At 57.6% G+C, this 26,084-nt stretch carries 22 protein-coding genes; 15 read left to right on the top strand and 7 right to left on the bottom strand.

All coding sequences use genetic code 11. From position 1 onward, the window contains the following. Window positions 1-6: 6 nt before the first annotated feature. On the top strand, window positions 7-1,380 hold the full coding sequence (gene trkA, locus IH404_RS00945; protein WP_005783380.1) for a Trk system potassium transporter TrkA: 1,374 nt from the start codon (window positions 7-9) through the stop codon (window positions 1,378-1,380). 18 nt (window positions 1,381-1,398) lie between these two features. After that, window positions 1,399-1,710 carry a tetratricopeptide repeat protein gene (locus IH404_RS00940; protein ID WP_005783379.1) on the top strand — a complete coding sequence of 104 codons (312 nt, stop codon included), beginning with the start codon at window positions 1,399-1,401 and terminating at the stop codon, window positions 1,708-1,710. A gap of 134 nt (window positions 1,711-1,844) precedes the next feature. Here IH404_RS00940 and IH404_RS00935 read toward each other — a convergent pair whose 3' ends face one another. Both IH404_RS00935 and tag read right to left on the bottom strand, forming a co-directional pair. Next, a complete protein-coding gene (locus IH404_RS00935) occupies window positions 1,845-2,732 on the bottom strand; it encodes a lysophospholipid acyltransferase (RefSeq protein ID WP_005783378.1) in 888 nt (295 codons plus the stop codon). A 40-nt stretch (window positions 2,733-2,772) separates the two neighbouring features. Next, window positions 2,773-3,330 (bottom strand): DNA-3-methyladenine glycosylase I, encoded by a 558-nt coding sequence (gene tag / locus IH404_RS00930; protein WP_005783377.1) that lies wholly within the window; start codon window positions 3,328-3,330, stop codon window positions 2,773-2,775. A gap of 81 nt (window positions 3,331-3,411) precedes the next feature. Here tag and glyQ point away from each other — a divergent pair, with 81 nt between their 5' ends. The 4 genes from glyQ (at window position 3,412) to IH404_RS00910 (ending at window position 7,808) form a co-directional block, all read left to right on the top strand. Next, entirely contained in the window at window positions 3,412-4,365 is a 954-nt protein-coding gene (gene glyQ, locus IH404_RS00925) for a glycine--tRNA ligase subunit alpha (RefSeq protein ID WP_003187265.1), read from the top strand. After that, complete coding sequence (glyS, locus tag IH404_RS00920) at window positions 4,362-6,416, top strand: glycine--tRNA ligase subunit beta (protein ID WP_194439650.1); 2,055 nt, start codon at window positions 4,362-4,364, stop codon at window positions 6,414-6,416. Before glyQ ends, glyS begins: the two co-directional genes overlap by 4 nt. Beyond that, window positions 6,416-6,955 (top strand): D-glycero-beta-D-manno-heptose 1,7-bisphosphate 7-phosphatase, encoded by a 540-nt coding sequence (gene gmhB / locus IH404_RS00915; protein WP_186559191.1) that lies wholly within the window; start codon window positions 6,416-6,418, stop codon window positions 6,953-6,955. The genes glyS and gmhB overlap by 1 nt, the downstream gene beginning before the upstream one ends. An 82-nt stretch (window positions 6,956-7,037) precedes the next feature. Continuing rightward, window positions 7,038-7,808 carry a lysophospholipid acyltransferase family protein gene (locus IH404_RS00910; RefSeq protein WP_122732741.1) on the top strand — a complete coding sequence of 257 codons (771 nt, stop codon included), beginning with the start codon at window positions 7,038-7,040 and terminating at the stop codon, window positions 7,806-7,808. A 179-nt stretch (window positions 7,809-7,987) separates the two neighbouring features. Here IH404_RS00910 and IH404_RS00905 read toward each other — a convergent pair whose 3' ends face one another. Beyond that, window positions 7,988-10,267, bottom strand: coding sequence for a CHASE2 domain-containing protein (locus tag IH404_RS00905; protein ID WP_194440638.1), 2,280 nt, complete (start codon window positions 10,265-10,267; stop codon window positions 7,988-7,990). A 372-nt stretch (window positions 10,268-10,639) separates the two neighbouring features. On the opposite strand from IH404_RS00905, the gene IH404_RS00900 reads away from it, so the two are divergent. Beyond that, a complete protein-coding gene (locus tag IH404_RS00900) occupies window positions 10,640-11,362 on the top strand; it encodes a response regulator transcription factor (protein ID WP_005783372.1) in 723 nt (240 codons plus the stop codon). 104 nt (window positions 11,363-11,466) lie between these two features. Here IH404_RS00900 and gyrB read toward each other — a convergent pair whose 3' ends face one another. The 4 genes from gyrB to dnaA are packed head-to-tail and all read right to left on the bottom strand — an operon-like array spanning window position 11,467 to window position 17,672. Further along, a complete protein-coding gene (gene gyrB / locus IH404_RS00895) occupies window positions 11,467-13,884 on the bottom strand; it encodes a DNA topoisomerase (ATP-hydrolyzing) subunit B (RefSeq protein WP_005783347.1) in 2,418 nt (805 codons plus the stop codon). A 4-nt stretch (window positions 13,885-13,888) separates the two neighbouring features. Next, window positions 13,889-14,992, bottom strand: a complete 1,104-nt coding sequence (recF, locus tag IH404_RS00890; protein WP_032878606.1) for a DNA replication/repair protein RecF — start codon at window positions 14,990-14,992, stop codon at window positions 13,889-13,891. 20 nt (window positions 14,993-15,012) lie between these two features. Then, on the bottom strand, window positions 15,013-16,116 hold the full coding sequence (dnaN, locus tag IH404_RS00885) for a DNA polymerase III subunit beta (protein ID WP_005783345.1): 1,104 nt from the start codon (window positions 16,114-16,116) through the stop codon (window positions 15,013-15,015). A gap of 38 nt (window positions 16,117-16,154) precedes the next feature. Beyond that, entirely contained in the window at window positions 16,155-17,672 is a 1,518-nt protein-coding gene (dnaA, locus tag IH404_RS00880; protein WP_005783344.1) for a chromosomal replication initiator protein DnaA, read from the bottom strand. A 575-nt stretch (window positions 17,673-18,247) separates the two neighbouring features. Between dnaA and rpmH the strand changes: the two genes are divergently transcribed. From rpmH to IH404_RS00840, 8 genes are all read left to right on the top strand, one after another. Then, on the top strand, window positions 18,248-18,382 hold the full coding sequence (gene rpmH, locus IH404_RS00875) for a 50S ribosomal protein L34 (RefSeq protein WP_003213577.1): 135 nt from the start codon (window positions 18,248-18,250) through the stop codon (window positions 18,380-18,382). A 16-nt stretch (window positions 18,383-18,398) separates the two neighbouring features. After that, window positions 18,399-18,803, top strand: coding sequence for a ribonuclease P protein component (rnpA, locus tag IH404_RS00870; RefSeq protein WP_003177079.1), 405 nt, complete (start codon window positions 18,399-18,401; stop codon window positions 18,801-18,803). Continuing rightward, a complete protein-coding gene (gene yidD / locus IH404_RS00865) occupies window positions 18,796-19,041 on the top strand; it encodes a membrane protein insertion efficiency factor YidD (RefSeq protein WP_019816912.1) in 246 nt (81 codons plus the stop codon). Before rnpA ends, yidD begins: the two co-directional genes overlap by 8 nt. 2 nt (window positions 19,042-19,043) lie before the next feature. After that, window positions 19,044-20,726, top strand: coding sequence for a membrane protein insertase YidC (gene yidC, locus IH404_RS00860; RefSeq protein ID WP_005792609.1), 1,683 nt, complete (start codon window positions 19,044-19,046; stop codon window positions 20,724-20,726). A gap of 79 nt (window positions 20,727-20,805) precedes the next feature. Further along, window positions 20,806-22,176 (top strand): tRNA uridine-5-carboxymethylaminomethyl(34) synthesis GTPase MnmE, encoded by a 1,371-nt coding sequence (gene mnmE, locus IH404_RS00855; RefSeq protein WP_005792608.1) that lies wholly within the window; start codon window positions 20,806-20,808, stop codon window positions 22,174-22,176. 550 nt (window positions 22,177-22,726) lie between these two features. Continuing rightward, window positions 22,727-24,619 (top strand): tRNA uridine-5-carboxymethylaminomethyl(34) synthesis enzyme MnmG, encoded by a 1,893-nt coding sequence (gene mnmG / locus IH404_RS00850; RefSeq protein WP_194439648.1) that lies wholly within the window; start codon window positions 22,727-22,729, stop codon window positions 24,617-24,619. Beyond that, a complete protein-coding gene (rsmG, locus tag IH404_RS00845; RefSeq protein WP_005792606.1) occupies window positions 24,616-25,260 on the top strand; it encodes a 16S rRNA (guanine(527)-N(7))-methyltransferase RsmG in 645 nt (214 codons plus the stop codon). Before mnmG ends, rsmG begins: the two co-directional genes overlap by 4 nt. 18 nt (window positions 25,261-25,278) lie before the next feature. Continuing rightward, a complete protein-coding gene (locus tag IH404_RS00840) occupies window positions 25,279-26,076 on the top strand; it encodes a ParA family protein (RefSeq protein ID WP_005792605.1) in 798 nt (265 codons plus the stop codon). Window positions 26,077-26,084 lie beyond the last annotated feature (8 nt).

Below are 26,084 nucleotides of genomic sequence, written 5' to 3'. Positions count from 1 at the left end.
GACCGGATGAAAATCATCATCCTTGGGGCAGGGCAGGTCGGAGGCACGCTGGCCGAACACTTGGCCGGCGAAGCCAACGACATCACCGTGGTCGACACCGATGCCGAGCGCCTGCGCAACCTCGGCGACCGCCTGGACATCCGCACGGTACAAGGCCGGGCGTCGTTTCCAACGGTGCTGCGTCAGGCGGGTGCCGACGATGCCGACATGCTGGTGGCGGTGACCAACAGCGACGAGACCAACATGGTCGCGTGCCAGGTCGCTCATACGTTGTTCCACACCCCGACCAAGATAGCCCGGGTGCGCGAAGCGGCCTACCTGACTCGCGCCGGCCTGTTCGATAACGACGCCATTCCGGTGGACGTATTGATCAGCCCGGAACAGGTGGTCACCCACTACATCAAGCGCCTGATCGAAATCCCTGGCGCCTTGCAGGTGATCGACTTCGCCGAGGGCAAGGCGCAACTGGTGGCGGTAAAGGCGTACTACGGCGGGCCGTTGGTGGGCCAGCAACTGCGCCAGCTGCGTGAACACATGCCAAATGTAGAAACCCGCGTAGCAGCAATTTTCCGTCGTGACCGGCCGATCCTGCCCCAGGGCGATACGGTGATTGAAGCCGACGACGAAGTGTTTTTCATCGCCGCCAAAGCGAATATTCGCGCCGTCATGAGCGAGATGCGCAGGCTCGATGAAAGCTACAAACGCATTGTCATCGCTGGCGGTGGGCAGATTGGCGAACGTCTGGCCGAAGCCATCGAAAGCCGCTACCAGGTGAAGATCATCGAGATGAGTCCGGCGCGTTGCCGGCATTTGTCCGACACCCTCGACAGCACCGTCGTGCTGCAAGGCAGCGCCTCGGACCGCGACCTGCTGATGGAAGAGAACATCGCCGACGCCGATATCTTCCTCGCCCTGACCAACGATGACGAAGCCAACATCATGTCGTCGTTGCTGGCCAAGCGGTTGGGAGCGAAGAAGGTGATGACCATCATCAACAACCCGGCCTATGTGGACCTGATCCAGGGCGGCGATATCGACATCGCCATCAGCCCGCAACTGGCGACCATCGGTACCTTGCTCGCCCACGTGCGGCGTGGCGATATTGTCAGCGTGCACTCCCTGCGCCGGGGTGCGGCGGAAGCCATCGAGGCGATTGCCCACGGTGATTCGAAGTCGAGCAAGGTGATTGGCAAGGCCATCCGCGATATCGGCCTGCCGCCGGGTACCACCATTGGTGCAATCATCCGCGATGAAGAAGTGATCATCGCCCACGACGACACGGTGATCGCCACCGGAGACCATGTGATTCTGTTCCTTGTGGATAAAAAACATATCCGCGATGTAGAGAAGCTGTTCCACGTGGGCTTGAGCTTTTTCTGATCAAACGGAGTGACCGACATGCTCGAATCCCTGGAAAAAATGCTCGCCAAGGGTGTGGATAATTCGCTGCTGCGCTTCGGCTTGGGCAAGGGTTATATGGACTTGAAGGACAACGCCAAAGCCGCCGAGCATCTGGGCAAGTGTGTCGAGTTCGATCCGAAGTATTCGGCGGCGTGGAAGCTGTTGGGCAAGGCACACCAGGCCCAAGGTGACAGTGCCGCAGCACGACAGGCGTGGGAAAAAGGCATTGAAGCGGCCCAGGCCCACGGCGACAAGCAGGCCGAAAAAGAGATGACCGTGTTCCTGAAGAAACTCGATCGCCAGGCTTGATACAGGACTAAATGTGGGAGGGGGCTTGCTCCCGATGGCAGTGTGTCAGCCAATGCATATTTGACTGAACCACCGCTATCGGGAGCAAGCCCCCTCCCACATTGTTTCTATATCGGTCTTGAGTCAGGTGTGAATCAGTACCACCGCGCCTCACCCGGCGGGCGCTTCTTGAAGCGCTTCATGCTCCACATGTACTGGCTCGGGTAGGCGCCGACATAGCGCTCCACCACTTTGCTCATCGCCGCGCAGGAGGTGGCGGTGTCGGTGCTGTACATGTCTTCCGGCGCCGCTTCCAGGATCACTTTGTAGCCTGAGCCGTCCGGCAGGCGCAACGCGTGCAGGAATACGCCAACAGCCTTGTGGCCCGCGAGCATGTTCGGCACGAATTTGCTGGTGAGGGCCTGGGTGGCGAAAAACGGTACGAAGATGCCGGCGGACTCGGCTGGTTCCGGGTCGGCAGGAATGCCTACCTGGCCGCCTTTGCGCACCTCCTTGATCACGCTGAGAATGCCTTCCTTGGTCGACGCCGCCACGCGGTTGCCCAATTGCACGCGTTGTTTGCGCAGCAGTTCGTCCACCGCCTTGAGCTTGGGCGGGCGATAGAAAATGATCGGTTTGCACTGGCTGCAATAGAAGTGGTTCAGCACTTCCCAGTTGCCCAGGTGACTGGTGATACCCACCACGCCTTTGCCCGAGGCCAGGGCTTGGTGCAGCACTTCCAGGCCCTCGACTTCCCGCACCAGGTCGATGGAACGCTGGGCTGGCCAGATCCACGCGCAGGCGCTTTCGGTGAGAGACTTGCCGATGTCCATCAGGCTGCGGCCCACCAGGCGCTCGCGCTCGGCCGGGTCCATGTCCGGGAAGCACTTGGAGAGGTTGATCCGCACGGTGTCGCGGGAGCGGTTGGGGGTTTTCCACATGATCCAGCCGATGCCCGTGCCGACGGCTTGTACAGCGCGCCAGGGCAGCAGGGCAAACAACCGGAGAGCGCCTACCAGCAAGGCGCCTTTAAACTTTTCCACAGGTCACTCCTGATCGTGTGTGGTGCGCAAAACCGGCATTCTAACCGGCGTTGACCAAGTCCGCGTAACGGTCACAGTCCTGGGTGTGGTCCATGACCATGCCCGAGGCCTGCATGAAGGCGTAGCAGATGGTCGGCCCGACGAAGGTGAAACCGGCTTTTTTCAAGGCGCGGCTCATGGCTTCAGCCTCGGGTGTAATGGCCGGGACGTCGCTGCGATCCTTGAAGTGATTGACCTTGGGTTTGCCGCCGACAAATGACCACAGCAACCCCACCGGGTCTTCCAGCGCCAGCCAGGCCGCCGCGTTGCGCCGTGTAGCATTGAGCTTCAAGCGATTGCGCACGATGCCCGGATCCTGCATCAGCGCCTCGATTTCTTCATCGCTTAACCGCGCCAGACGCTGCGCATCAAAGCCGAACAAGACCTTTCGATAATGCTCGCGTTTGCGTAAAACAGTGATCCAGGACAGACCCGCCTGGAACCCTTCGAGCAAAAGCAACTCGAACAAACCCTGCGCATCGCGCAGCGGCGTTCCCCACTCTTGATCGTGATAAGCCATGTACAGCGGATCTTCAGAACACCAAAAGCAGCGTGGCATAAGGCTCCAGGGAGTGGTGGCGGGGCCGAATCGGGTATACTCCCGCTCTTTAAATCGCAGCCCAAGTAACAGGTGAATTTCGTGAGCCAGCCTACGCCAGCCGTGCGTACCTTCCAAGACTTGATCCTCGCCCTCCAGCAGTACTGGGCCGAGCAAGGTTGTGTGGTACTTCAGCCCTACGATATGGAAGTAGGCGCCGGCACTTTCCACACCGCTACATTCCTGCGGGCCATCGGCCCGGAAACCTGGAACGCCGCTTATGTGCAGCCCAGTCGCCGCCCGACTGACGGCCGCTACGGCGAAAACCCGAACCGTCTGCAGCATTACTACCAGTTCCAGGTGGTATTGAAGCCCAACCCGGACAACTTCCAGGAACTCTACCTGGGCTCGCTCAAGCATGTGGGCCTGGACCCACTGGTGCACGACATCCGTTTCGTCGAAGACAACTGGGAATCGCCAACCCTGGGCGCCTGGGGCCTGGGCTGGGAAGTCTGGCTCAATGGCATGGAAGTGACGCAGTTCACTTACTTCCAGCAAGCGGGCGGCATCGAATGCTACCCGGTCACCGGCGAGATCACCTATGGCCTGGAGCGTCTGGCCATGTACCTGCAAGGCGTGGATTCGGTCTACGACCTGGTATGGGCTGATGGCCCATTCGGCAAGGTGACCTACGGCGATGTGTTCCACCAGAACGAAGTGGAGCAGTCCACCTACAACTTCGAACACGCCAACGTCGACAAGCTGTTCGAACTGTTCGACTTCTATGAAAGCGAAGCCAAGCGGCTGATCGAACTCGACCAGCCGCTGCCGTTGCCAAGCTATGAAATGGTGTTGAAGGCGTCCCATACCTTCAACCTGCTGGACGCCCGCCGTGCCATCTCGGTAACTGCGCGCCAGCAATACATCCTGCGTGTGCGCACGCTGGCACGTTCCGTCGCCCAAGCCTATTTGCTGGCTCGCGCCAAGCTGGGCTTCCCGATGGCAACCCCTGACCTGCGTGATGAAGTGTTGGCTAAGCTGGAGGCTGCACAATGAGTGCTCAAGATTTCCTGGTTGAACTGGGCACCGAAGAGCTGCCACCCAAGGCACTCAATACCCTGGCCGATGCATTCCTGGCCGGTATCGAAAAAGGCCTGCAGACTGCCGGCCTGAAGTTTGAAGCCAAAAAAGTCTACGCCGCGCCGCGCCGCCTGGCTGTGCTGCTGACCGCGCTGGAAACCCAGCAGCCGGACCGCAACATCAACCTGGACGGCCCACCGCGCCAGGCAGCTTTCGATGCCGACGGCAACCCGACACAAGCCGCCCTTGGCTTTGCCAAGAAATGTGGCGTAGAGCTGAGCGAGATCGACCAGAGCGGTCCGAAACTGCGTTTCAGCCAGGTCATCACCGGCAAGCCGACCGCCAGCCTGCTGCCGACCATCGTTGAAGACTCCCTGAACGACCTGCCTATCCCCAAGCGCATGCGCTGGGGTGCGCGCAAGGAAGAGTTCGTACGTCCGACCCAATGGCTGGTAATGCTGCTCGGTGACCAGGTCATTGATTGCACCATCCTCGCCCAGAAGGCTGGTCGTGATTCCCGTGGTCACCGCTTCCATCATCCCGAAAGCGTGCGCATCACTTCGCCGGCCAACTACCTCAACGACCTGCGCGCCGCTTACGTATTGGCCGATGCCAATGAGCGGCGCGAGCTGATCAGCAAGCGCACCGAAGAATTGGCCCGCCTGCAGGAAGGCACCGCCATCGTGCCGCCAAGCCTGCTGGACGAAGTTACCGCTCTGGTGGAATGGCCGGTGCCGCTGGTGTGCTCGTTCGAAGAGCGTTTCCTCGACGTGCCACAAGAAGCCTTGATCACCACCATGCAGGACAACCAGAAGTATTTCTGCCTGCTGGACGCAGAGGGTAAGTTGCTGCCGCGTTTTATCACTGTGGCCAACATCGAGAGCAAGGACCCGCAGCAGATCATCGCCGGTAACGAGAAAGTCGTTCGCCCGCGCCTGACCGATGCCGAGTTCTTCTTCAAACAAGACAAGAAGCAGAAGCTCGAAGACTTCAACCTGCGCCTGCAAAACGTGGTGTTCCAGGAAAAACTCGGCAGTGTCTATGACAAGGCCGCACGGGTTTCCAAGCTGGCGGCCTACATCGCCCCGCGTATTGGTGGCGACGCAGCTTGGGCCGCACGTGCCGGCTTGCTGTCCAAGTGCGACCTGGCCACCGAGATGGTCGGCGAGTTCCCCGAGATGCAAGGCGTTGCCGGTTATTACTACGCCCTCAACGACGGTGAGCCGCAAGAAGTCGCCCTGGCCCTGAACGAGCAGTACATGCCGCGCGGTGCCGGTGCAGAGCTGCCGACCACCCTGACCGGTGCGGCAGTGGCCATCGCCGACAAGCTGGATACGTTGGTTGGCATCTTCGGCATCGGCATGCTGCCCACCGGCAGTAAAGACCCCTATGCCCTACGTCGTGCGGCCTTGGGCGTGTTGCGCATCCTGATCGACAAGAAGCTGGACCTCGACCTGACCCAGGCCGTGGTGTTCGCCGTCGGCCAGTTCGGCGCCAAGGTCAAGCAAGCCGGCCTGGCCGAGCAAGTGCTGGAGTTCGTGTTCGACCGCCTGCGTGCGCGTTATGAAGACGAAGGCGTGGACGTTTCGGTCTACCTGTCGGTGCGTGCCCTGCAACCGGGTTCTGCCTTGGACTTCGACCAGCGTGTACAAGCCGTACAGGCATTCCGCAAGCTGCCGGAAGCTGATGCCCTGGCCGCCGTGAACAAGCGCGTGTCGAACCTGCTGAGCAAGGCCGACACCCTCGGCAATGCCGACGTTGACCCAAGCCTGTTTGCCGATGCCAAGGAGTTCTCTCTGAACTCGGCCATCGCCAAGGCCGAGAACGCCGTGAAACCGCTGATCGCCGAGCGTAACTACGCTGAAGCGTTGGCGCGCCTGGCGTCTCTGCGTGAACCGGTAGACGCCTTCTTCGAAGCGGTGATGATCAATGCCGACGATGCCGGCGTGCGGAAAAACCGTTACGCCATGCTCGCGCGTCTGCGTGGCCTGTTCATCAATATCGCTGACATTTCCGTATTGGGTTGATCATGTTGAAACTGCTGATTCTCGATCGGGACGGGGTGATCAACTACGACTCCGACGCTTACATCAAGTCGGTACAGGAGTGGATCCCCTTGCCCGGCTCGATCGAGGCCATCGCGCAGTTGAGCAAAGCCGGCTGGACGGTGGCCATCGCCACCAACCAGTCCGGTATCGCCCGCGGTTACTACGACATCGCTACCCTGGACGCCATGCACGCGCGCTTGCGCACGTTGGTGGCCGAACAGGGCGGTGAGGTGGGGCTGGTGGTTTACTGCCCTCACGGGCCGGATGAGGGCTGCGATTGCCGCAAGCCCAAGCCTGGCATGTTGAAAATTATTGCAGAACATTACAAGGTGCCCTTGGCTGGGATATGGTTCGTCGGGGACAGCCTCGGTGACCTGGAGGCGGCCAAAGCCGTCGACTCTCAGCCAGTTTTGGTAAAGACCGGAAAAGGCGAAAAGACCCAGGCGAAAAACCTGCCGGTAGGCACTTTGATTTTTGACGATCTGGCGGCGGTTGCCGCAGAACTTATTAACAACTAGCCGCCCTCGACTTCCTGACCAAGGACTGTTCGGGAGTGCGCTTTTAACAGGCGGGCCGTGTCCCGCAACGGTAAATGCCGCCATGTCGATCTTGCAGGCCATCAGAACCTTTTTCTTTTACCTGCTGCTGGGCACCAGTTCGTTTCTCTGGTGCACCCTGAGCTTTTTTATTGCCCCCTTCCTGCCGTTCAAGGCGCGTTATCGCTTCATCAACGTTTATTGGTGCCGTTGCGCGTTGTGGCTGAGCAAGGTGTTCCTGAACATCCGTTTCGAGGTCAAGGGCGCAGAAAACGTCCCGGACCAACCCTGCGTGATTTTGTCGAACCACCAAAGCACTTGGGAAACCTTCTTTCTCTCCGCGTACTTCTCGCCCCTGAGCCAGGTGCTTAAGCGTGAACTGTTGTACGTGCCGTTCTTTGGCTGGGCCATGGCCATGTTGCGCCCGATCGCCATTGACCGTGACAACCCCAAGGCGGCGCTCAAGCACGTGGCCAAGAAGGGCGACGAGTTGCTCAAGGACGGCGTCTGGGTACTGATCTTCCCCGAGGGTACGCGTGTGCCCTACGGCACCGTAGGCAAGTTTTCGCGGGGCGGTACCGCATTGGCGGTCAACGCCAACCTGCCGGTGCTGCCCATTGCCCACAATGCCGGCAAGTTCTGGCCGAAGACCGGCTGGGCCAAACGCGCTGGCACCATCACCGTGGTTATAGGCGAGCCGATGTACGCAGAAGGCGAGGGGCCGCGTGCGATTGCTGCACTGAACGACCGCGCAGCAGCGTGGAATGAAGCGCAGCAGCGAGCCATGGGTTCCCTGCCTCCTGAGCCTGTGGTGGTCGAGACTCCGGCGATTTGAGGATCTGTGGATAACCTGTGCACGCTTTGTTGGCGAATTGGCTTTTTTGATTCCTAACCTTCTGATTTAGCTGCATATTTCTGAAGGTCATAAAATCTCGAAAAACGTGCATAAGTTTTTTCTTCATAAAAAACCGGTCCTTGTGACCGGTTTTTTATGCACAGCAGAAAAGTCGGTTTTTAGTCTTCCAGCTGCGGCAATAACAGAATGAATGTCGAGCCCTTGCCCAGCTCACTTTCACAAACGATGCGTCCACCGTGCCGTTCCACCACGGCCTTAACCATCGTCAGCCCCAGTCCAAGACCATCACTGCCCTGGGCCGAATCGAAACGCCGGTATTGGCTGAACAGTTCCGGTAAATCCTCGGGGGCAATCCCCGGCCCCTGATCGCTGATGCGGCATTCCAACCAACCCTGTGCACTGCCGTGTCTTAACCTGACGGTAGTGCCGGATGGGGAGTATTTGATCGCATTCTCCAGCACGTTGAACAACGCACGGGTGAGCAGTGATTGATCGGCATGGATCATGGCTTCATCCGCTTCATCCAGGTCGTGGACCAGGTGGATGCCCTTGAGTTGCGCAATCACCGCCACTTGATCAAAGGCGTCCATCACCAGCATGGCGAACAAGGTAGGCTGGAACTGGTAACCGTCAGCCTCGGCCTTGGCCAATTGCACAAAGGATTCGGTAAGGCTCAAGGCCCGTCTGACCTGTTGCTCGACCTGGGCAAAGACTGGCGATTCGCCGTTATGCACATCCAGCAGGGCGAGGATCGCCGAATGGGGTGCGCGTAGGTCGTGGGAGAGGAAACGCAGCATGGTCTCGCGATGCTGCTGGGCTTCTCGCTCCTTGCTCAGGTCCGTCAGGCTCAACAGCCAGCCGAGGGCGAAGTCACCTTCGGCCGGAAGCAAGGGCGCAAGCTCCATCCGCAGACTGCGCTGGTGGATATCGCGGAACTCGACCAATTCCAGTGCCGACAGGGCAGGGCGTACGCCATTGTGCAGCGGGGGATAACCCAAATCGGCGAGTTGTTCGATGAGGTTTGAATTGACCAGGTCGTTACCGAACACATCACGGGCGACGCGGTTGGCCAACAGAATATTGCCCTGTGGGTCGGTTATCAGCGTAGCCACCGGCAGGCACTCCAACCCGTCAGCCATAAAGCGCCGCGTATCACGCGTACGACTGACTGCCTGCTCAAGGGCAAAGATCCGCCCCTGCAACACATCACCCTTGCTGGCGGGCGCACGACGACGCTCCGGGAGTACCTTGGGTTCGTTGTCCAGCCGCGCCAGTTCCCAACCAAAGTAGGCCAGGATGACGCTCAGGCGCCGCCAGTTCCAGATGAGGTAGCTGAGTAACAGCCCGATTAAGCACGCGGCGGGGGACCACCAATGCCCAAGGCGCAGCAATGCCCATGAGCCCAGCAGCGCCGCGGTCATGCCACCCAGGGTCATCCACAGGGCGTAGCGAGGGCGATACAGCAGAAGGCCCAGCAGCAAGGTCACCAGAGATGTCGCCAACAGGGCTGCAAGCCATCCGGGCAGGTCGACAATGCTGCGTCCCTGCAACAGACCATTGAGGATATCGGCCTGGATCTCCACTCCTGCCGTCGTGCCGACGGTGGAGGAGAGCGGTGTCACAAAACGATCAGCCATTCCATACGCCGTGGCACCTATCAGAATCAGCCGGCCACGCAGTGTCTCGGGAGGTACCTCGCCGCGTAATACGCTGAGGTAGGACACGCTGGGAAAGTGGTCATCTTCCGAGGTGAAAGGCACGCGGATTTCATGCTCCTGATGCCACTGCTGGCTGCTGGGCTCCTGGGCCAGGCCAGGCATTACCGGTGCTTGCTCACTCAGCGCGTACGCCAGCCATGCCAATTGAGGGAGCGTGCTTCCCGGCGGGCCTTCACGCAGATACACGCTGCGTACGATGCCGTCGCTATCCGCTTCGACGTTGATATGCCCCACGCCCTTGGCGCACTTGAGCAAGGGTGACAGCGGCTCTCCTGGCAGGCTGGGCCTTACACTGCTATCACCGACGATGGGCAGCAGTACATTGCCGGCATTGCAGACCGCATCGGCCAAGCGTCGTCCATCGGCCCCCTTGCTAGGTTCACTGAAGACTACGTCAAACAGAATGCCCGCCGGCTGGGCGGCGCTAAGGCGTTCAATCAGATCTGCATGCACGCTGCGCGGCCACGGCCATGGGCCGAGTACTTCCAGGCTGGGCGCATCAATGGTGACCAGCAGAATCCGTGGATCCACCGGTAAAGGTGTCAGTCGGCGCAGGCTGTCATAGAGAGGGTTATTCAGTGCCAGGCCCGGGCTCAAGGACAGGTAAACGGTAAAGGGCAGTAACACCAGCCCGATCAACAACCATTCACGGACCAACCCGTGGAACAACAGCTGTGCCTGGGTGGGTTGGCGTTTCTCGGCTTTGCGCCATAGTTTCACAGGGCTACCGCCGAAAGTATGCGAAGGCATTGATGGTCATCGGGTAAAGGTGTCATAGGCCCGCTCCCTCTCCATGTGGTGACGTTCAACAGTGTTCTGAAACCAGTGAAGCTTATTTCGGTCTCAGTTGAGGACTTTACCCAGAACCGTGCAACAAACCATACCTCACCTTGTTGCAGGGCAGGGGTATGAGCGAGTCCTTTTCCTCACAGACAGGAGCCGGTATCTTTGCTTTGAGCATCACGGGATCTTATCAGCGTATCGAGAGATACAAGGATCGTAGAATCCGCCCATAATTGTTCAGATTCAGAGGCTGGCTTTGCACAGTCGCCTCTCATTAAAGCAGTCGTATTTTTTGTAGGAAGGACCCCCATGCGAGTCGCAATACTGGATGACGAGCCCGCCGAGTTGCGACGGGTGGAACAGACACTGCGACAGATTCCCAGCACTGCAGAACAGCCATGGTCGCTGCATTTCTTTGAGCGCGGCGAAGACCTGCTGCGCCAACTGCGGCGGGAAACCTTTGACCTGCTGATCCTGGACTGGCAACTGCCGGATATCTCGGGCATTGCCTTGTTGCGCTGGACCCGCGAACACATGGAATCGCCCCCCGCGGTAATCATGCTCACCAGTCGCGATGCCGAGAGCGATATCGTCACGGCATTGAACAGCGGAGCAGATGATTACGTCAGCAAACCCTTTCGCCCCAACGAGCTCAAAGCACGCGTCAGTGCCGTCCTGCGACGTCACGGCTTGCAGAAGTCAGCTACCCAGGAAGTACAGAGCTTTAATGATCTAACCTTCGACGATGCCGAACTGACCGTCACCCGCGCAGGCAAACCCATTAACCTGACAGAGCGGGAATACCGCCTGGCCAGCTGCCTGTTTGCCAACCTGGCCCGGCCGCTGTCCCGCGAGTACCTGTATGAGCGGTTTTGGAGCCATGAAGAAATGGTCTCGTCACGGCCTTTGGATACCCATATCTACCGACTGCGTAACAAGCTCGGGCTGACGGCGGATCGCGGTTGGCAGCTGTTGACGATCTATGGATATGGGTATCGTTTGGAGAGTGTGGCGACAACGGCTCAAAGTTGAAAATCACGATGTTCCACGTGGAGCATTTTAAAACGCTTAACCATCACCCAATAAAAAAGGCCAACGCTAAGCGTTGGCCTTTTTATTCAAGCGGGTTTACCTGATCAGAAATCCAGGTTAGACACCGCCAAAGCGTTGCTCTCGATGAAGTCACGACGAGGCTCGACCGCATCACCCATCAGGGTGTTGAAGATCTGGTCTGCGCCAATGGCGTCTTCGATAGTCACACGCAACATACGACGCTGAGCCGGGTCCATGGTGGTTTCCCACAGCTGGTCCGGGTTCATCTCGCCAAGACCTTTGTATCGCTGGATGGTATGGCGCTTGGTGCTTTCAGCCATCAGCCAGTCCAGGGCTTCCTTGAACTCTTTGACCGCTTTCTTGCGCTCGCCACGCTGAATGTAAGCACCATCGTCCAGCAGGGTGCTCAGTTGCGCACCGAGGGTAACGACCGTTTTGTAATCGTTGCTGCCGAAGAAGTCGCGGTTGAAGGTGACGTAGTTGGACAAACCGTGGGAGATCAGTTCGACCTCCGGCAGCCACACGTTACGTTCACGGTCTTCGCGCAGGCTGGCTTTGTACACCAGGCCAGACTTCTCGACGGTACGCAGACGCACTTCATACTGGGCCAGCCAATCCTGCATGGCGGCGTGATCGCCCAACTGCTCCAGGCTCACGGCCGGCAGGTAGATGAAGTGCTCGGTCAACTCCTGAGGATACAGGCGCGACAAACGCTTGAGCGTCTTCATGACCATACGGAAGTCGTTGACCAGACGCTCCAGCGCCTCACCGGAGATGCCCGGGGCTTCGTCGTTCAGGTGCAGGCTGGCATCTTCCAGGGCCGACTGTGTCATGTATTCTTCCATGGCGTCGTCGTCTTTGATGTATTGCTCTTGCTTGCCTTTTTTCACCTTGTACAACGGCGGCTGGGCAATGTAGATGTAGCCACGCTCGATCAGCTCTGGCAACTGACGAAAGAAGAACGTCAGCAGCAGGGTACGAATGTGCGAACCGTCGACGTCAGCATCGGTCATGATGATGATGTTGTGGTAACGCAGCTTGTCGATGTTGTACTCATCACGGCCAATACCGCAGCCAAGTGCAGTGATCAAGGTGCCGACTTCCTGAGAGGAAATCATCTTGTCGAAGCGCGCCTTCTCAACGTTGAGGATCTTGCCCTTCAACGGCAGGATGGCCTGGGTGCGACGGTTACGACCCTGCTTGGCGGAACCGCCAGCAGAGTCACCTTCCACCAGGTACAGTTCGGAGAGGGCAGGGTCCTTCTCCTGGCAGTCAGCCAGTTTGCCAGGCAAGCCGGCGATATCCAGCGCGCCTTTACGACGGGTCATCTCACGGGCTTTACGCGCGGCTTCACGGGCGCGGGCAGCATCGATCATCTTGCCGACAACCAGCTTGGCCTCGTTGGGGTTTTCCAACAGGAAGTCGGAGAAGTACTTGCCCATTTCCTGTTCAACCGCGGTCTTCACTTCGGAAGACACCAGCTTGTCTTTGGTCTGGGAGCTGAACTTCGGATCCGGCACCTTGACCGAGATAATCGCCGTCAGGCCTTCACGGGCATCGTCACCGGTGGTGGCGACTTTATGCTTCTTCGCCAAACCTTCCGCTTCGATGTAGGTGTTCAGGTTACGCGTCAGCGCAGAACGGAAACCTACCAGGTGAGTACCGCCATCGCGCTGGGGAATGTTGTTGGTGAAGCACAACAGGTTCTCGTTGAAGCTGTCGTTCCACTGCAGGGCGATTTCCACGCCGATGCCGTCTTCACGCTGGATGTTGAAATGGAACACCTGGTTGACCGCAGTCTTGTTGGTGTTCAGGTATTCAACAAAAGCACGCAGGCCGCCTTCGTACTTGAACAACTCTTCCTTGCCGCTGCGCTCATCCTTGAGGACGATGCCAACACCGGAGTTGAGGAAGGACAGTTCACGAATGCGCTTGGCCAGGATGTCCCAGCTGAAGTGGATATTCTTGAAGGTCTCAGCCGATGGCTTGAAGTGGATCTGGGTACCGGTGGTTTCACTGTCACCAACGATTTTCATCGGCTCCTGTGGCACACCGTGGACGTAAGTTTGTTCCCAGATCTTGCCGCTACGGCGAACGGTGAGAATCAACTCTTCGGACAGCGCGTTCACTACCGACACACCTACACCGTGCAACCCGCCGGATACTTTATAGGAGTTGTCGTCGAACTTACCGCCGGCGTGGAGCACGGTCATGATGACCTCTGCCGCCGAAACGCCTTCTTCTTTGTGCACGTCTACCGGGATGCCACGACCGTTGTCACGCACGGTAATGGATTCATCCGGGTGGATAATGATGCTGATGTCGTCGCAGTGACCGGCCAGAGCTTCGTCGATGGAGTTATCGACCACCTCGAACACCATGTGGTGCAGACCGCTACCATCATCGGTGTCGCCAATGTACATACCGGGACGTTTGCGTACGGCATCCAAACCTTTCAGCACTTTAATGCTGGTCGAGTCGTACGTGTTTTCTTCGCTCATGCCTTCACTCCCGATGGTCGTGGGTCTGGGTGATACGGCCTTGTTCCACGTGGAACAAAGCGACTGGCGTTTCCGTCTGCCAGCCTTCCCTCAATAATTCGTGGTCTACACAGGTAATGAATACCTGGCAGCGTAAGTCTTCCAACAAGCGGCATAGCGAACGGCGGTGCTGCTCGTCGAGCTCCGACGGCAAGTCATCCACCAGATAAATACACTGACCGCGCCTGGCCTGGCTAACCAAGTGCCCTTGCGCAATACGCAGCGCACACACCACCAACTTCTGCTGGCCGCGGGACAAAATATCCGCAGCATTATGTGCACCTAATCTAAGGCGCAAATCAGCGCGTTGGGGGCCGGCCTGGGTGTGTCCGATTTGCTGATCCCGCTGCAGGGACGTCGCAAGCACAGCACTGAGCTCACGGTCTTTGTCCCAACCTCGGTAGTAACTCAGCGTCAGCCCCTCGAGATCCAGCAACTCGCTCAAGGTCTGCTCAAAGACTGGTTTCAAGGCTTTGATATAGGCACGACGGTATTCATCTATTTCGTCGCTGGCCAGGCACAGCTCTCGGTCCCAGGCTGCTTGCGAAGCGGCGTCAAGTGTACCATGCCGCAGCCATGAGTTCCGCTGCCGCAGGGCCTTCTGCAGGCGCTGCCAAGTGGCCATGAAGCGGGGTTCCACGTGGAACACACCCCAATCGAGGAATTGGCGGCGGATTTTCGGTGCACCTTCCAACAGACGGAAGCTGTCGGGGTTGATCAACTGCAACGGCAGAATTTCTGCAAGTTGTGCGGCACTGCGCGCATTTTGCCCGTCGATACGAATCTGAAATTCCCCGCCGCGATCGCGGGATATCCCCAGTGCGCTTTGACCACCTTCCGCCAACTCGACTTGGCCAAACACTGTACACGCCAACTGTTCGTACTGAATCACCGGCAACAGGCGGGCACTGCGAAAGGACCGAGCCAGCCCCAGCAAGTGGATAGCTTCCAGCACACTGGTTTTGCCACTGCCGTTGGCGCCATGGAGGATATTGATGCGGGGGGAAGGGGAGAAGGTCACCGGGTGCAGATTGCGCACCGCGGTGACAGAGACGCGACTAAGGGACATCTAGCTTCTGCTGAGCATGATTACAGGCGCATCGGCATGACAACATAAGCCGAGTCGTCGTTATCGGATTCTTGCACCAGGGCGCTGCTGTTGGAGTCCGACAGGATCAGGCGAACCTGTTCGGTAGTCATGACGCCCAACACGTCCAACAGGTAGCTCACGTTAAAGCCGATTTCCAGAGAGCCGCCGTTGTAGTCGACGCCCACTTCTTCTTCTGCCTCTTCCTGCTCCGGGTTGTTGGCCTGGATTTTCAATTGGCCGTTGGCCAATTGCAGGCGAATACCACGGTACTTTTCGTTCGACAGAATCGCAGTACGACTGAACGCTTCACGCAAGGCCTGGCGATCGCCAATCACCAGCTTGTCGCCACCTTTAGGCAACACACGCTCGTAATCCGGGAACTTGCCGTCAACCAATTTGGAGGTGAAGGTGAACTCACCAGTGGTCGCGCGGATATGGTGCTGACCCAACACGATGCTGACATTGCCGTCCGGCTCGGTGAGCAAGCGCGCCAACTCAAGGATACCTTTGCGGGGGACGATCACCTGGTGACGATCAGGCTGGCCGATATCGGCACGCATCGAGCACATCGCCAGACGGTGACCGTCAGTGGCAACCGCACGAATGATGCCTTCGGATACTTCCAGCAACATGCCGTTAAGGTAGTAGCGCACGTCCTGCTGGGCCATGGCGAAGCTGGTGCGCTCGATCAAGCGGCGCAGCTTGCTTTGCTCCAGGCTGCACGTCAGCGAGCCTGGCCCTTCTTCCACGGTAGGGAAGTCATTGGCCGGCAAGGTCGACAGAGTGAACCGGCTACGGCCAGCCTTGACCACCAATTTTTGCTCATCGACCTTGATGTCAATCAGCGCATCGTTGGGCAGGCTTTTGCAGATGTCCATCAGCTTGCGCGCCGGCACAGTGATTTCGCCGGGTTCGGCGGGCTCTTCAAGCTGCACACGACCAACCAGCTCGACTTCCAGGTCGGTACCGGTCAAGGACAACTGCTGGCCTTCGACCACCAGTAATACGTTGGAAAGCACCGGCAAGGTCTGTCGGCGCTCGACGACGCCTGCGACCAGTTGCAGGGGTTTCAACAGGGCTTCGCGTTGAATGGTGAAATGCATGGTCTAGTCCCTTGCCTTAATAAGCTGCGCTGGTGTCATCACGTAGTCAGTGTACGCAGCAGGTTCTTGTAGTCCTCGCGAATATCCGCGTCGGATTCCTTAAGTTCGTTGATTTTGCGGCAGGCGTGCAAGACCGTGGTGTGGTCGCGACCGCCAAACACATCGCCGATTTCCGGCAGGCTGTGGTTGGTCAGCTCCTTGGAGAGAGCCATGGCCACCTGACGCGGGCGTGCAACCGAGCGCGAACGGCGCTTGGAAAGCAGGTCGGAAATCTTGATCTTGTAGTACTCGGCCACGGTGCGCTGGATGTTATCCACACTCACCAACTTGTCCTGCAGGGCCAACAAGTCTTTCAGGGATTCGCGAATCAACTCGATGGTGATATCACGGCCCATGAAGTGCGAGTGAGCGATGACCCGCTTGAGCGCGCCCTCCAGCTCACGCACGTTGGAGCGAATGCGTTGGGCAATAAAGAAGGCAGCGTCGTGAGGCAGATCAACCTTTGCCTGATCGGCCTTCTTCATCAGGATCGCGACCCGGGTTTCCAGCTCCGGCGGTTCTACCGCAACGGTCAGGCCCCAGCCGAAACGCGACTTCAGGCGCTCTTCCAAGCCTTCAATTTCTTTCGGGTAACGGTCACTGGTCAAGATGACCTGCTGGCCACCTTCGAGCAAGGCGTTGAAGGTGTGGAAAAACTCTTCCTGGGAACGTTCCTTGCGAGCAAAGAATTGAATGTCATCGATCAGCAAAGCATCAACGGAGCGGTAGAAACGCTTGAACTCGTTGATCGCATTGAGCTGCAAGGCCTTGACCATGTCAGCCACGAAGCGCTCCGAATGCAGGTACACAACCTTGGCGTTCGGGTTCTTCTTTAATAGGTGGTTACCCACGGCGTGCATCAAGTGCGTCTTACCCAAGCCAACGCCGCCATAAAGGAAGAGCGGGTTGTAACCGTGCTTGGGGTTATCGGCGACTTGCCAGGCAGCTGCACGGGCCAGCTGGTTGGACTTGCCCTCGACGAAGTTCTCGAAGGTGAAGGTGCGGTTCAGATAACTGGTGTGCTTGAGCCCACCCTCAACCTGCACAGTGCGCTGTTCGGCACGAACGGGAGCCTGCTGGGAGCTGGCGCCTGCCATCGGATCGAAGCTGTCGCGAGACGGTTCTTCATGCTCCGGCGCATTTTTTTGCGCAGAGGATTTGGACGGCGTTGCAGCAGGCGCAGCAGAAGCAGCAACCGGTGCCGCTGCCGCCTGAGCTTGCGATGCCGCTGCAGCCAAAGGCGCGTTCGGCGCAGCACGGGGTGCCGAGCTACGTTTGCTGCCTATTAATAAGGAGAGCACGGGCGCGAGGCCATTGCCATGTTCGTCGAGCAATTCGAGAACGCGGCTCAGGTACTTCTCATTGACCCAGTCGAGAACAAAACGATTGGGTGCGTAGACACGCAACTCGTCGCCTTCGGCTTCGACCTGTAGCGGACGGATCCAGGTGTTGAATTGCTGGGCAGGCAGCTCATCGCGCAAAAGCTCCACGCACTGCTGCCAAAGTTCCACTGACACGGATATCCCCTAAGTTGAAAGCCGGTGAGGCAAAAACAGCCGCCATTGTAGCGACCAGCCGCCCACTTATCCACATGTAGGTTGCTCACAGGGCACCCAAAATCAATGTGTTAACCGCAGAAAAGGCGACCAATGGTCTGTGCATAAGCTCTGTGGATAAGCCACCCTGAGCTCGTTGCACAAGTGGGGGCAAAAGTCTGTGGGTAACTGGCCTGTGGATAACAACCCATTCCACGCACAGCTTATCCGATAGCGCAGCACAGGCAGAGCACTGCTTCTCCCCCGTGTTGTCATTCTCTGTACAGCACGCAGAATAAGGGCTAAAGGCAGTTATCCACAGATGATCGCCTGGCTAGCTTTTATAAGCTTTACAGAAAAGCTTTAAATAACTTCCTTCTTTATTTTTATATCTATGGCATGGCGGATGAAAGCAGAACGGCTCGGAAGGCAACAAAGATCTAATTGAAGGAAAAGCTGGTTGGAAATTGACCTAGAGGCTTGCTTTCTCTAGAATCGCCGGTCTCTTAAAACGGGGGCCATTCCGGCCCGTTGTGGACGAACCAGGTAACAACGCCATGAAACGTACTTTCCAACCAAGCACCATCAAACGCGCCCGTACTCACGGCTTCCGTGCTCGCATGGCTACCAAGAACGGCCGTGCTGTCCTGTCGCGTCGCCGCGCCAAAGGTCGTGCGCGTCTGGCAGTTTGATAATCCGGTACTGGTGGTGAGTCAGGACTTCAGTCGGGAAAAGCGTCTGCTTACCCCCCGGCATTTCAAGGCAGTCTTTGACTCCCCCACCGGCAAGGTTCCGGGGAAAAATCTCCTGCTCCTTGCGCGTAACAACGATCTTGATCACCCCCGTCTCGGGCTGGTGATTGGCAAGAAGAGCGTCAAGCTCTCCGTTGAGCGCAATCGCCTCAAGCGTCTGATGCGCGAATCGTTTCGCCTCCACCAGGACACTCTGGTTGGTTGGGATATTGTTATCGTCGCGCGCAAAGGCTTGGGTGATGTAGAAAACCCCGAATTGATTCAGCATTTCGGCAAGCTCTGGAAACGTTTGGCTCGTACCCACAAGCCAGCACCAGCAGTCAGCACCGAAACTGTAGGGGTAGACAGCCTTGATGCGTAAACTGGCAATCGTTCCGATCCAGTTTTATCGCTATGCCATTAGTCCTCTGATGGCCAGCCACTGTCGTTTCTACCCCAGTTGTTCCTGCTACGCGTTAGAGGCCATAGAAAATCATGGTCTTCTGCGCGGTGGCTGGCTGACCTTTCGTCGTTTAGGTCGCTGTCATCCGTGGAATCCCGGTGGTTATGACCCGGTTCCACCTATCCCTACCTCCCGTTCTTCTTCGATGGCCGAGTAATCATGGATATTAAACGCACAATCCTGATCGTCGCCCTGGCAATCGTGTCCTATGTCATGGTCCTTAAATGGAACCAGGACTACGGCCAGGCTGCCCTGCCGACTCAGAATGTTGCTACCAATCAGGCTGCGCCGGCTATTCCGGACACCCCGCTGGGTAACAATGCGTCCGCGAGTGCCGATGTTCCCAGCGCGAATGGCGAGACAAGTGCCCCGTTAGAAACGCCAGTGGTCACCAACAAAGACCTCATCCACGTGAAAACGGATGTGCTCGACCTGGCTATCGACCCACAAGGTGGTGATATCGCACAGCTGAAGCTGCCGCTTTATCCACGTCGCCAGGATCATCCGGATGTTCCGTTCCAGCTGTTCGATAACGGCGGTGAACGTACTTATCTGGCGCAAAGCGGCCTGACCGGCACCAATGGTCCGGATGCACGTGCTACCGGTCGTCCGGTTTATTCGACCGAGCAAAAGACTTATCAACTGGCAGACGGCCAGAACCAGTTGAACGTCGACCTGAAATTCAGCCTCGACGGCGTCAACTACATCAAGCGTTTCAGCTTTACCCGTGGTTTGTACGATTTGAAGGTCACTTACCTGATCGACAACACCAGCGACAAAGCCTGGAGCGGCAACCTGTTTGCCCAGCTCAAGCGTGACGCCAGCTCCGATCCGTCTTCCAGCACCGCCACCGGCACCGCGACTTACCTGGGCGCCGCCCTGTGGACAAGTAACGAGCCGTACAAAAAAGTGTCGATGAAAGATATCGACAAGGGCACGCTGAAAGAAACCGTCCAGGGTGGCTGGGTAGCGTGGCTGCAGCACTACTTCGTAACCGCCTGGATTCCGAACAAGGGCGACGCGAACCTGGTTCAAACCCGCAAGGACAGCCAGGGCAACTACATCATTGGCTTCACTGGCCCGGCGTTGACCGTCGCTCCAGGTGCCAAGGCTGAAACCAGCGCTACGCTGTACGCCGGCCCTAAAAGCCAGGCCGTATTGAAAGAGTTGTCCCCAGGTCTGGAACTGACTGTGGATTACGGCTTCCTGTGGTTCATTGCCCAGCCGATCTTCTGGCTGTTGCAACATATCCACAGCATCGTCGGTAACTGGGGCTGGTCGATCATCTTCCTGACCATGCTGATCAAGGGGATCTTCTTCCCACTGTCGGCAGCCAGCTACAAGTCGATGGCGCGTATGCGTGCTGTTGCCCCGAAACTGGCGGCACTGAAAGAACAACATGGCGATGACCGGCAGAAAATGTCGCAGGCCATGATGGAGCTGTACAAGAAAGAGAAGATCAACCCGCTGGGTGGATGCTTGCCTATTCTGGTACAGATGCCGGTGTTCCTGTCGCTGTACTGGGTACTGCTGGAAAGCGTGGAAATGCGCCAAGCGCCGTTCATGCTGTGGATAACTGACCTGTCGATCAAGGACCCGTTCTTTATCCTGCCGATCATCATGGGCGCGACCATGTTTATCCAGCAGCGTCTGAACCCAACCCCGCCGGATCCGATGCAGGCCAAGGTAATGAAAATGATGCCAATCATCTTCACCTTCTTCTTCCTGTGGTTCCCTGCTGGCTTGGTACTGTACTGGGTGGTCAACAACGTGTTGTCGATCTCTCAACAGTGGTACATCACACGTAAGATCGAAGCGGCTACCAAAAAAGCCGAGGCGTAATTTACTCTGTGGATAACCACTCAAGACGCCCCCTAGTGGGGCGTTTTGCTTTCCGTCACTTTTGTTCTGGAACCTGCTGATGAGCGCTCCTCGTGAAACCATCGCTGCTGTCGCCACCGCTCAGGGCCGAGGCGGAGTCGGTATCGTTCGAATTTCCGGGCCCTTGGCGGGCGTTGCGGCCAAGGCAATCAGTGGCCGAGAGCTGAAACCCCGTTATGCCCATTACGGCCAGTTTCTGGATGCCGACCAAAGCGTATTGGACGAGGGTTTGGCGATCTATTTTCCGGGACCAAACTCTTTCACCGGTGAAGATGTCCTGGAATTACAGGGGCACGGTGGTCCTGTGGTCCTGGATATGCTCCTGCAGCGTTGTTTGCAACTGGGTTGCCGCCTGGCACGGCCAGGGGAATTCAGTGAACGGGCATTTCTGAACGACAAGCTAGATTTGGCTCAAGCCGAAGCGATTGCGGATTTGATCGAAGCCAGTTCTGCACAGGCTGCGCGTAACGCTTTGCGCTCATTGCAGGGGGCTTTTTCCCTGCGTGTGCATAACTTGACCGAGCAATTGATCAGCCTGCGTATCTACGTTGAAGCGGCGATCGATTTTCCCGAAGAAGAAATCGACTTCCTCGCGGATGGCCATGTGCTGGCGATGTTGGATAAGGTCCGTGAGGAATTATCCACAGTCCTGCGTGAAGCCGGGCAGGGCGCGTTGCTACGCGATGGCATGACCGTAGTGATTGCCGGCCGGCCCAATGCCGGAAAATCCAGCCTGCTCAACGCCCTGGCAGGGCGCGAGGCGGCGATCGTCACCGAGATTGCCGGCACTACCCGGGATATCTTGCGCGAACATATCCACATCGACGGCATGCCGCTTCACGTCGTCGACACCGCCGGGCTGCGCGACACCGACGACCAGGTGGAAAAAATTGGTGTGGAACGCGCGCTCAAGGCTATCGGGGAAGCCGATCGTGTGTTGTTGGTTGTCGATGCCACGGCACCGGAAGCTGTGGATCCTTTTGCGCTGTGGCCAGAATTCCTTGAGCAACGGCCTGACCCGGCCAAAGTCACCTTGATTCGTAACAAGGCCGACCTGACGGGTGAAGCGATTGCCCTGCAAACCAGTGAGGATGGCCATGTCACTATCAGCCTGAGCGCCAAAGCGGCAGGTGACGGCCTGGAATTGCTGCGTGAGCATCTCAAGGCCTGCATGGGCTATGAACAGACCTCGGAAAGCAGCTTCAGTGCACGTCGCAGGCATCTTGAGGCACTGCGCCATGCCAGTGCCGCCTTGGAGCACGGCCGGGCGCAGCTGACCTTGGCGGGTGCTGGGGAGCTGCTGGCTGAAGATTTACGTCAAGCACAGCAACTGCTGGGAGAAATTACCGGCGCGTTCAGCTCGGACGATTTGCTGGGCAGGATCTTCTCCAGCTTCTGCATCGGTAAATAGACCTTCGTTGTCCACAGACAGGCCATTCGCGCCTGTCTGTTCAGCCCGTTTCAGGGCAACCCAATCATTTTTTGACTGACTCGCCGAGCAATCGGTGTTTTTCCGTGCGCGCTATTCGCCTCGGCTGGTACTTTTCTGTGGATTAAACCCTGTGAGTAACCGCACCTGTGCCCAGTTGATAACAGGGCTTGAAACCTGAGTAAAAACCCGTCTGTGGATAACCATCACTTTAATCCACAGGCTTAAAGCACTTATCCAAGGGCCTCATTGGCACATGACCACAGACTTTTGAATCGCTGTACACATTGAATATAAAGGGCTGTAGAGATCTATCCACAGAAACGTTGCTCAGTAGAAATAAACATAAAAACAAAGATTTAATAAATTTCTCTCTTTTAATTTCTATTGTCTGTGATTCATCCACAGCTGGTTAAATTTTGTGCAAAGGGTTCTTTAGGAAGGGCGAAGTCCCTATACTTGCCGCCATAGTTCCAAAACTCTTTCAACAGACAATTCCTGATTACCTACATAAGCAGGCACGAGGTGCGTGGTGGATTTCCCTTCCCGTTTTGAAGTGATCGTCATCGGCGGCGGTCATGCCGGTACCGAGGCAGCACTGGCGTCAGCACGCATGGGCGTAAAAACCCTGTTGCTTACGCACAACGTGGAAACCCTCGGTGCCATGAGTTGCAACCCCGCTATTGGCGGGATTGGCAAAAGCCATCTGGTCAAGGAAATCGATGCCCTTGGCGGTGTAATGGCGATGGCCACCGACAAAGGTGGTATTCAATTTCGCGTGCTAAACAGCCGTAAAGGCCCGGCCGTAAGGGCTACCCGAGCCCAGGCCGACCGCATCCTGTACAAGGCAGCGGTGCGCGAAACCCTGGAAAACCAGCCGAACCTGTGGATATTTCAGCAGGCTGCCGATGACCTGATCGTCGAGCAAGACCAGGTACGCGGCGTCGTTACGCAAATGGGTCTGCGTTTTCACGCAGACTCGGTAGTACTGACCACAGGGACGTTCCTCGGCGGACTTATCCACATTGGTATGCAAAATTATTCCGGTGGTCGCGCCGGTGATCCGCCGTCGATTGCCCTGGCAAAACGTCTGCGTGAACTGCCGCTGCGCGTCGGCCGCTTGAAAACCGGTACCCCGCCACGCATTGACGGGCGCTCTGTGGATTTCTCGGTGATGACCGAGCAAGCCGGCGATACGCCGATCCCGGTGATGTCGTTCATGGGTTCCAAAGAGCAGCACCCCAAACAGGTCAGTTGCTGGATTACCCACACCAACGCCCGTACCCACGAAATCATTGCCGCGAACCTTGATCGTTCGCCGATGTATTCCGGGGTAATCGAAGGCATTGGCCCGCGGTATTGCCCGTCGATCGAAGACAAGATCCACCGCTTTGCCGACAAGGAAAGCCACCAGGTCTTTATCGAACCCGAAGGCTTGACCACTCACGAGCTGTATCCCAACGGGATTTCCACCTCGCTGCCGTTCGACGTGCAGATCCAGATCGTGCAATCGATTCGTGGTATGGAAAATGCGCACATCGTGCGTCCCGGCTACGCCATCGAGTACGACTACTTCGACCCGCGTGATCTGAAATACAGCCTGGAAACCAAGGTAATCGGCGGTTTGTTCTTTGCTGGCCAAATCAACGGGACCACCGGTTACGAAGAAGCCGGCGCCCAAGGTTTGCTGGCCGGAACCAACGCGGCATTGCGTGCACAAGGCAAAGACAGCTGGTGCCCGCGTCGTGATGAAGCGTACATCGGCGTATTGGTCGATGACCTGATCACCCTGGGCACCCAGGAACCGTACCGCATGTTCACTTCCCGCGCGGAATACCGTCTGATCCTGCGCGAAGACAACGCCGATCTACGCCTGACTGAAAAAGGTCGCGAGCTGGGCCTGGTCGATGACGCGCGCTGGGCTGCCTTCTGCAAAAAACGTGAAAGCATTGCGCTTGAAGAGCAACGCCTGAAAAGTACCTGGGTTCGCCCGGGCACCGAACAAGGCGATGCGATTGCGGAAAAATTCGGCACGCCTCTGACCCATGAGTACAACCTGCTGAACCTGCTGTCCCGTCCGGAAATCGACTACGCTGGCTTGGTCGAAGTAACAGGCCAGAGCGCGGAAGATCCACAGGTTGCCGAACAGGTCGAGATCAAGACCAAGTACGCCGGTTACATTGATCGCCAGCAGGACGAAATCGCTCGCCTGCGCGCCAGTGAAGATACCAAGCTGCCTGTGGATATCGACTACACCGGGATTTCCGGGCTGTCGAAAGAAATTCAAAGCAAGCTGGGGATAACTCGGCCGGAAACACTTGGCCAGGCTTCACGCATTCCAGGCGTCACTCCTGCAGCCATTTCGCTGTTGATGATTCATTTGAAAAAACGCGGCGCGGGCCGTCAGTTGGAGCAAAGCGCTTGAGTTCGTTGGTCACCTCGCAACACGCCGAAGAGTTATCCACAGGAGCGCGCCAGTTGGGTGTGGCCCTCACCGAAGCCCAGCAAGAGTTATTGCTGAGCTATCTGGCCCTGTTGATCAAATGGAACAAGGCTTACAACCTCACCGCTGTGCGTGATCCAGATGAGATGGTGTCACGGCATCTGCTCGACAGCCTCAGCGTGATGCCGTTCATCGAAAACGGCCGCTGGCTCGACGTCGGCAGTGGCGGCGGGATGCCTGGCATTCCATTGGCGATCCTGTTTCCCGAGTCTCAAGTGACCTGCCTGGACAGCAACGGCAAGAAAACCCGCTTCCTGACCCAGGTCAAACTCGAACTCAAGCTGGATAACCTGCAGGTTATCCACAGCCGCGTGGAGGCCTTCACGCCTGAACAGCCTTTCAACGGCATTGTGTCCCGGGCGTTCAGCAGCATGGAGAATTTCAGCAACTGGACCCGCCATCTCGGCGACCGTGACACCCGCTGGCTGGCAATGAAGGGCGTCCATCCAAGCGACGAGCTGTTAGCATTGCCGGCAGACTTCCACCTCGATAGCGAACACGCCTTGGCCGTACCCGGTTGCCAAGGCCAACGCCATCTGCTGATACTGCGCCGCACGGCATGATTGGGAACACAAGCAAGAATGGCTAAGGTATTCGCGATTGCGAACCAGAAAGGTGGCGTGGGTAAGACCACCACCTGTATCAACCTCGCAGCATCCCTGGTCGCCACCAAGCGTCGGGTGCTGTTGATCGATCTCGATCCACAGGGCAACGCCACCATGGGTAGCGGTGTGGATAAACACGGCCTGGAAAACTCGGTCTATGATTTGCTGATTGGCGAATGCGACCTGGCGCAGGCCATGCACTATTCCGAGCATGGTGGTTACCAACTGCTGCCAGCCAACCGCGATTTGACCGCGGCGGAAGTGGTGCTGCTGGAAATGCAGATGAAAGAAAGCCGTCTGCGTAGCGCCCTGGCGCCCATTCGAGAGAATTACGACTACATTCTGATCGACTGCCCACCGTCGCTGTCGATGCTCACGCTCAACGCCCTGGTGGCCGCTGATGGGGTGATTATCCCAATGCAGTGCGAGTACTTCGCCCTCGAAGGCTTGAGCGACCTTGTGGATAACATCAAGCGTATCGCCGAGTTGCTCAACCCGAACCTGAAAGTCGAAGGCCTGCTGCGGACCATGTACGATCCGCGTCTGAGCCTGATGAACGATGTGTCGGCGCAGCTCAAGGAACATTTTGGCGACCAGTTGTACGACACCGTCATCCCACGCAACATCCGCCTGGCTGAAGCGCCAAGCTATGGCATGCCTGCGCTGGCGTACGACAAGTCCTCGCGTGGTGCCATTGCCTACCTGGCGCTCGCCGGCGAGATGGTTCGCCGTCAACGCCGCAATTCACGCACCGCTGCCGCCCAGCCAACTTAAGGAATCCC

The sequence above is a fragment of the Pseudomonas sp. OST1909 genome (genome assembly GCF_015277575.1).
Classification (GTDB): Bacteria; Pseudomonadota; Gammaproteobacteria; order Pseudomonadales; family Pseudomonadaceae; genus Aquipseudomonas; species Aquipseudomonas synxantha_A.
The sequence above is the reverse complement of the archived record's forward strand: the minus strand, read 5'-3'. Positions and strand labels throughout refer to the sequence as shown.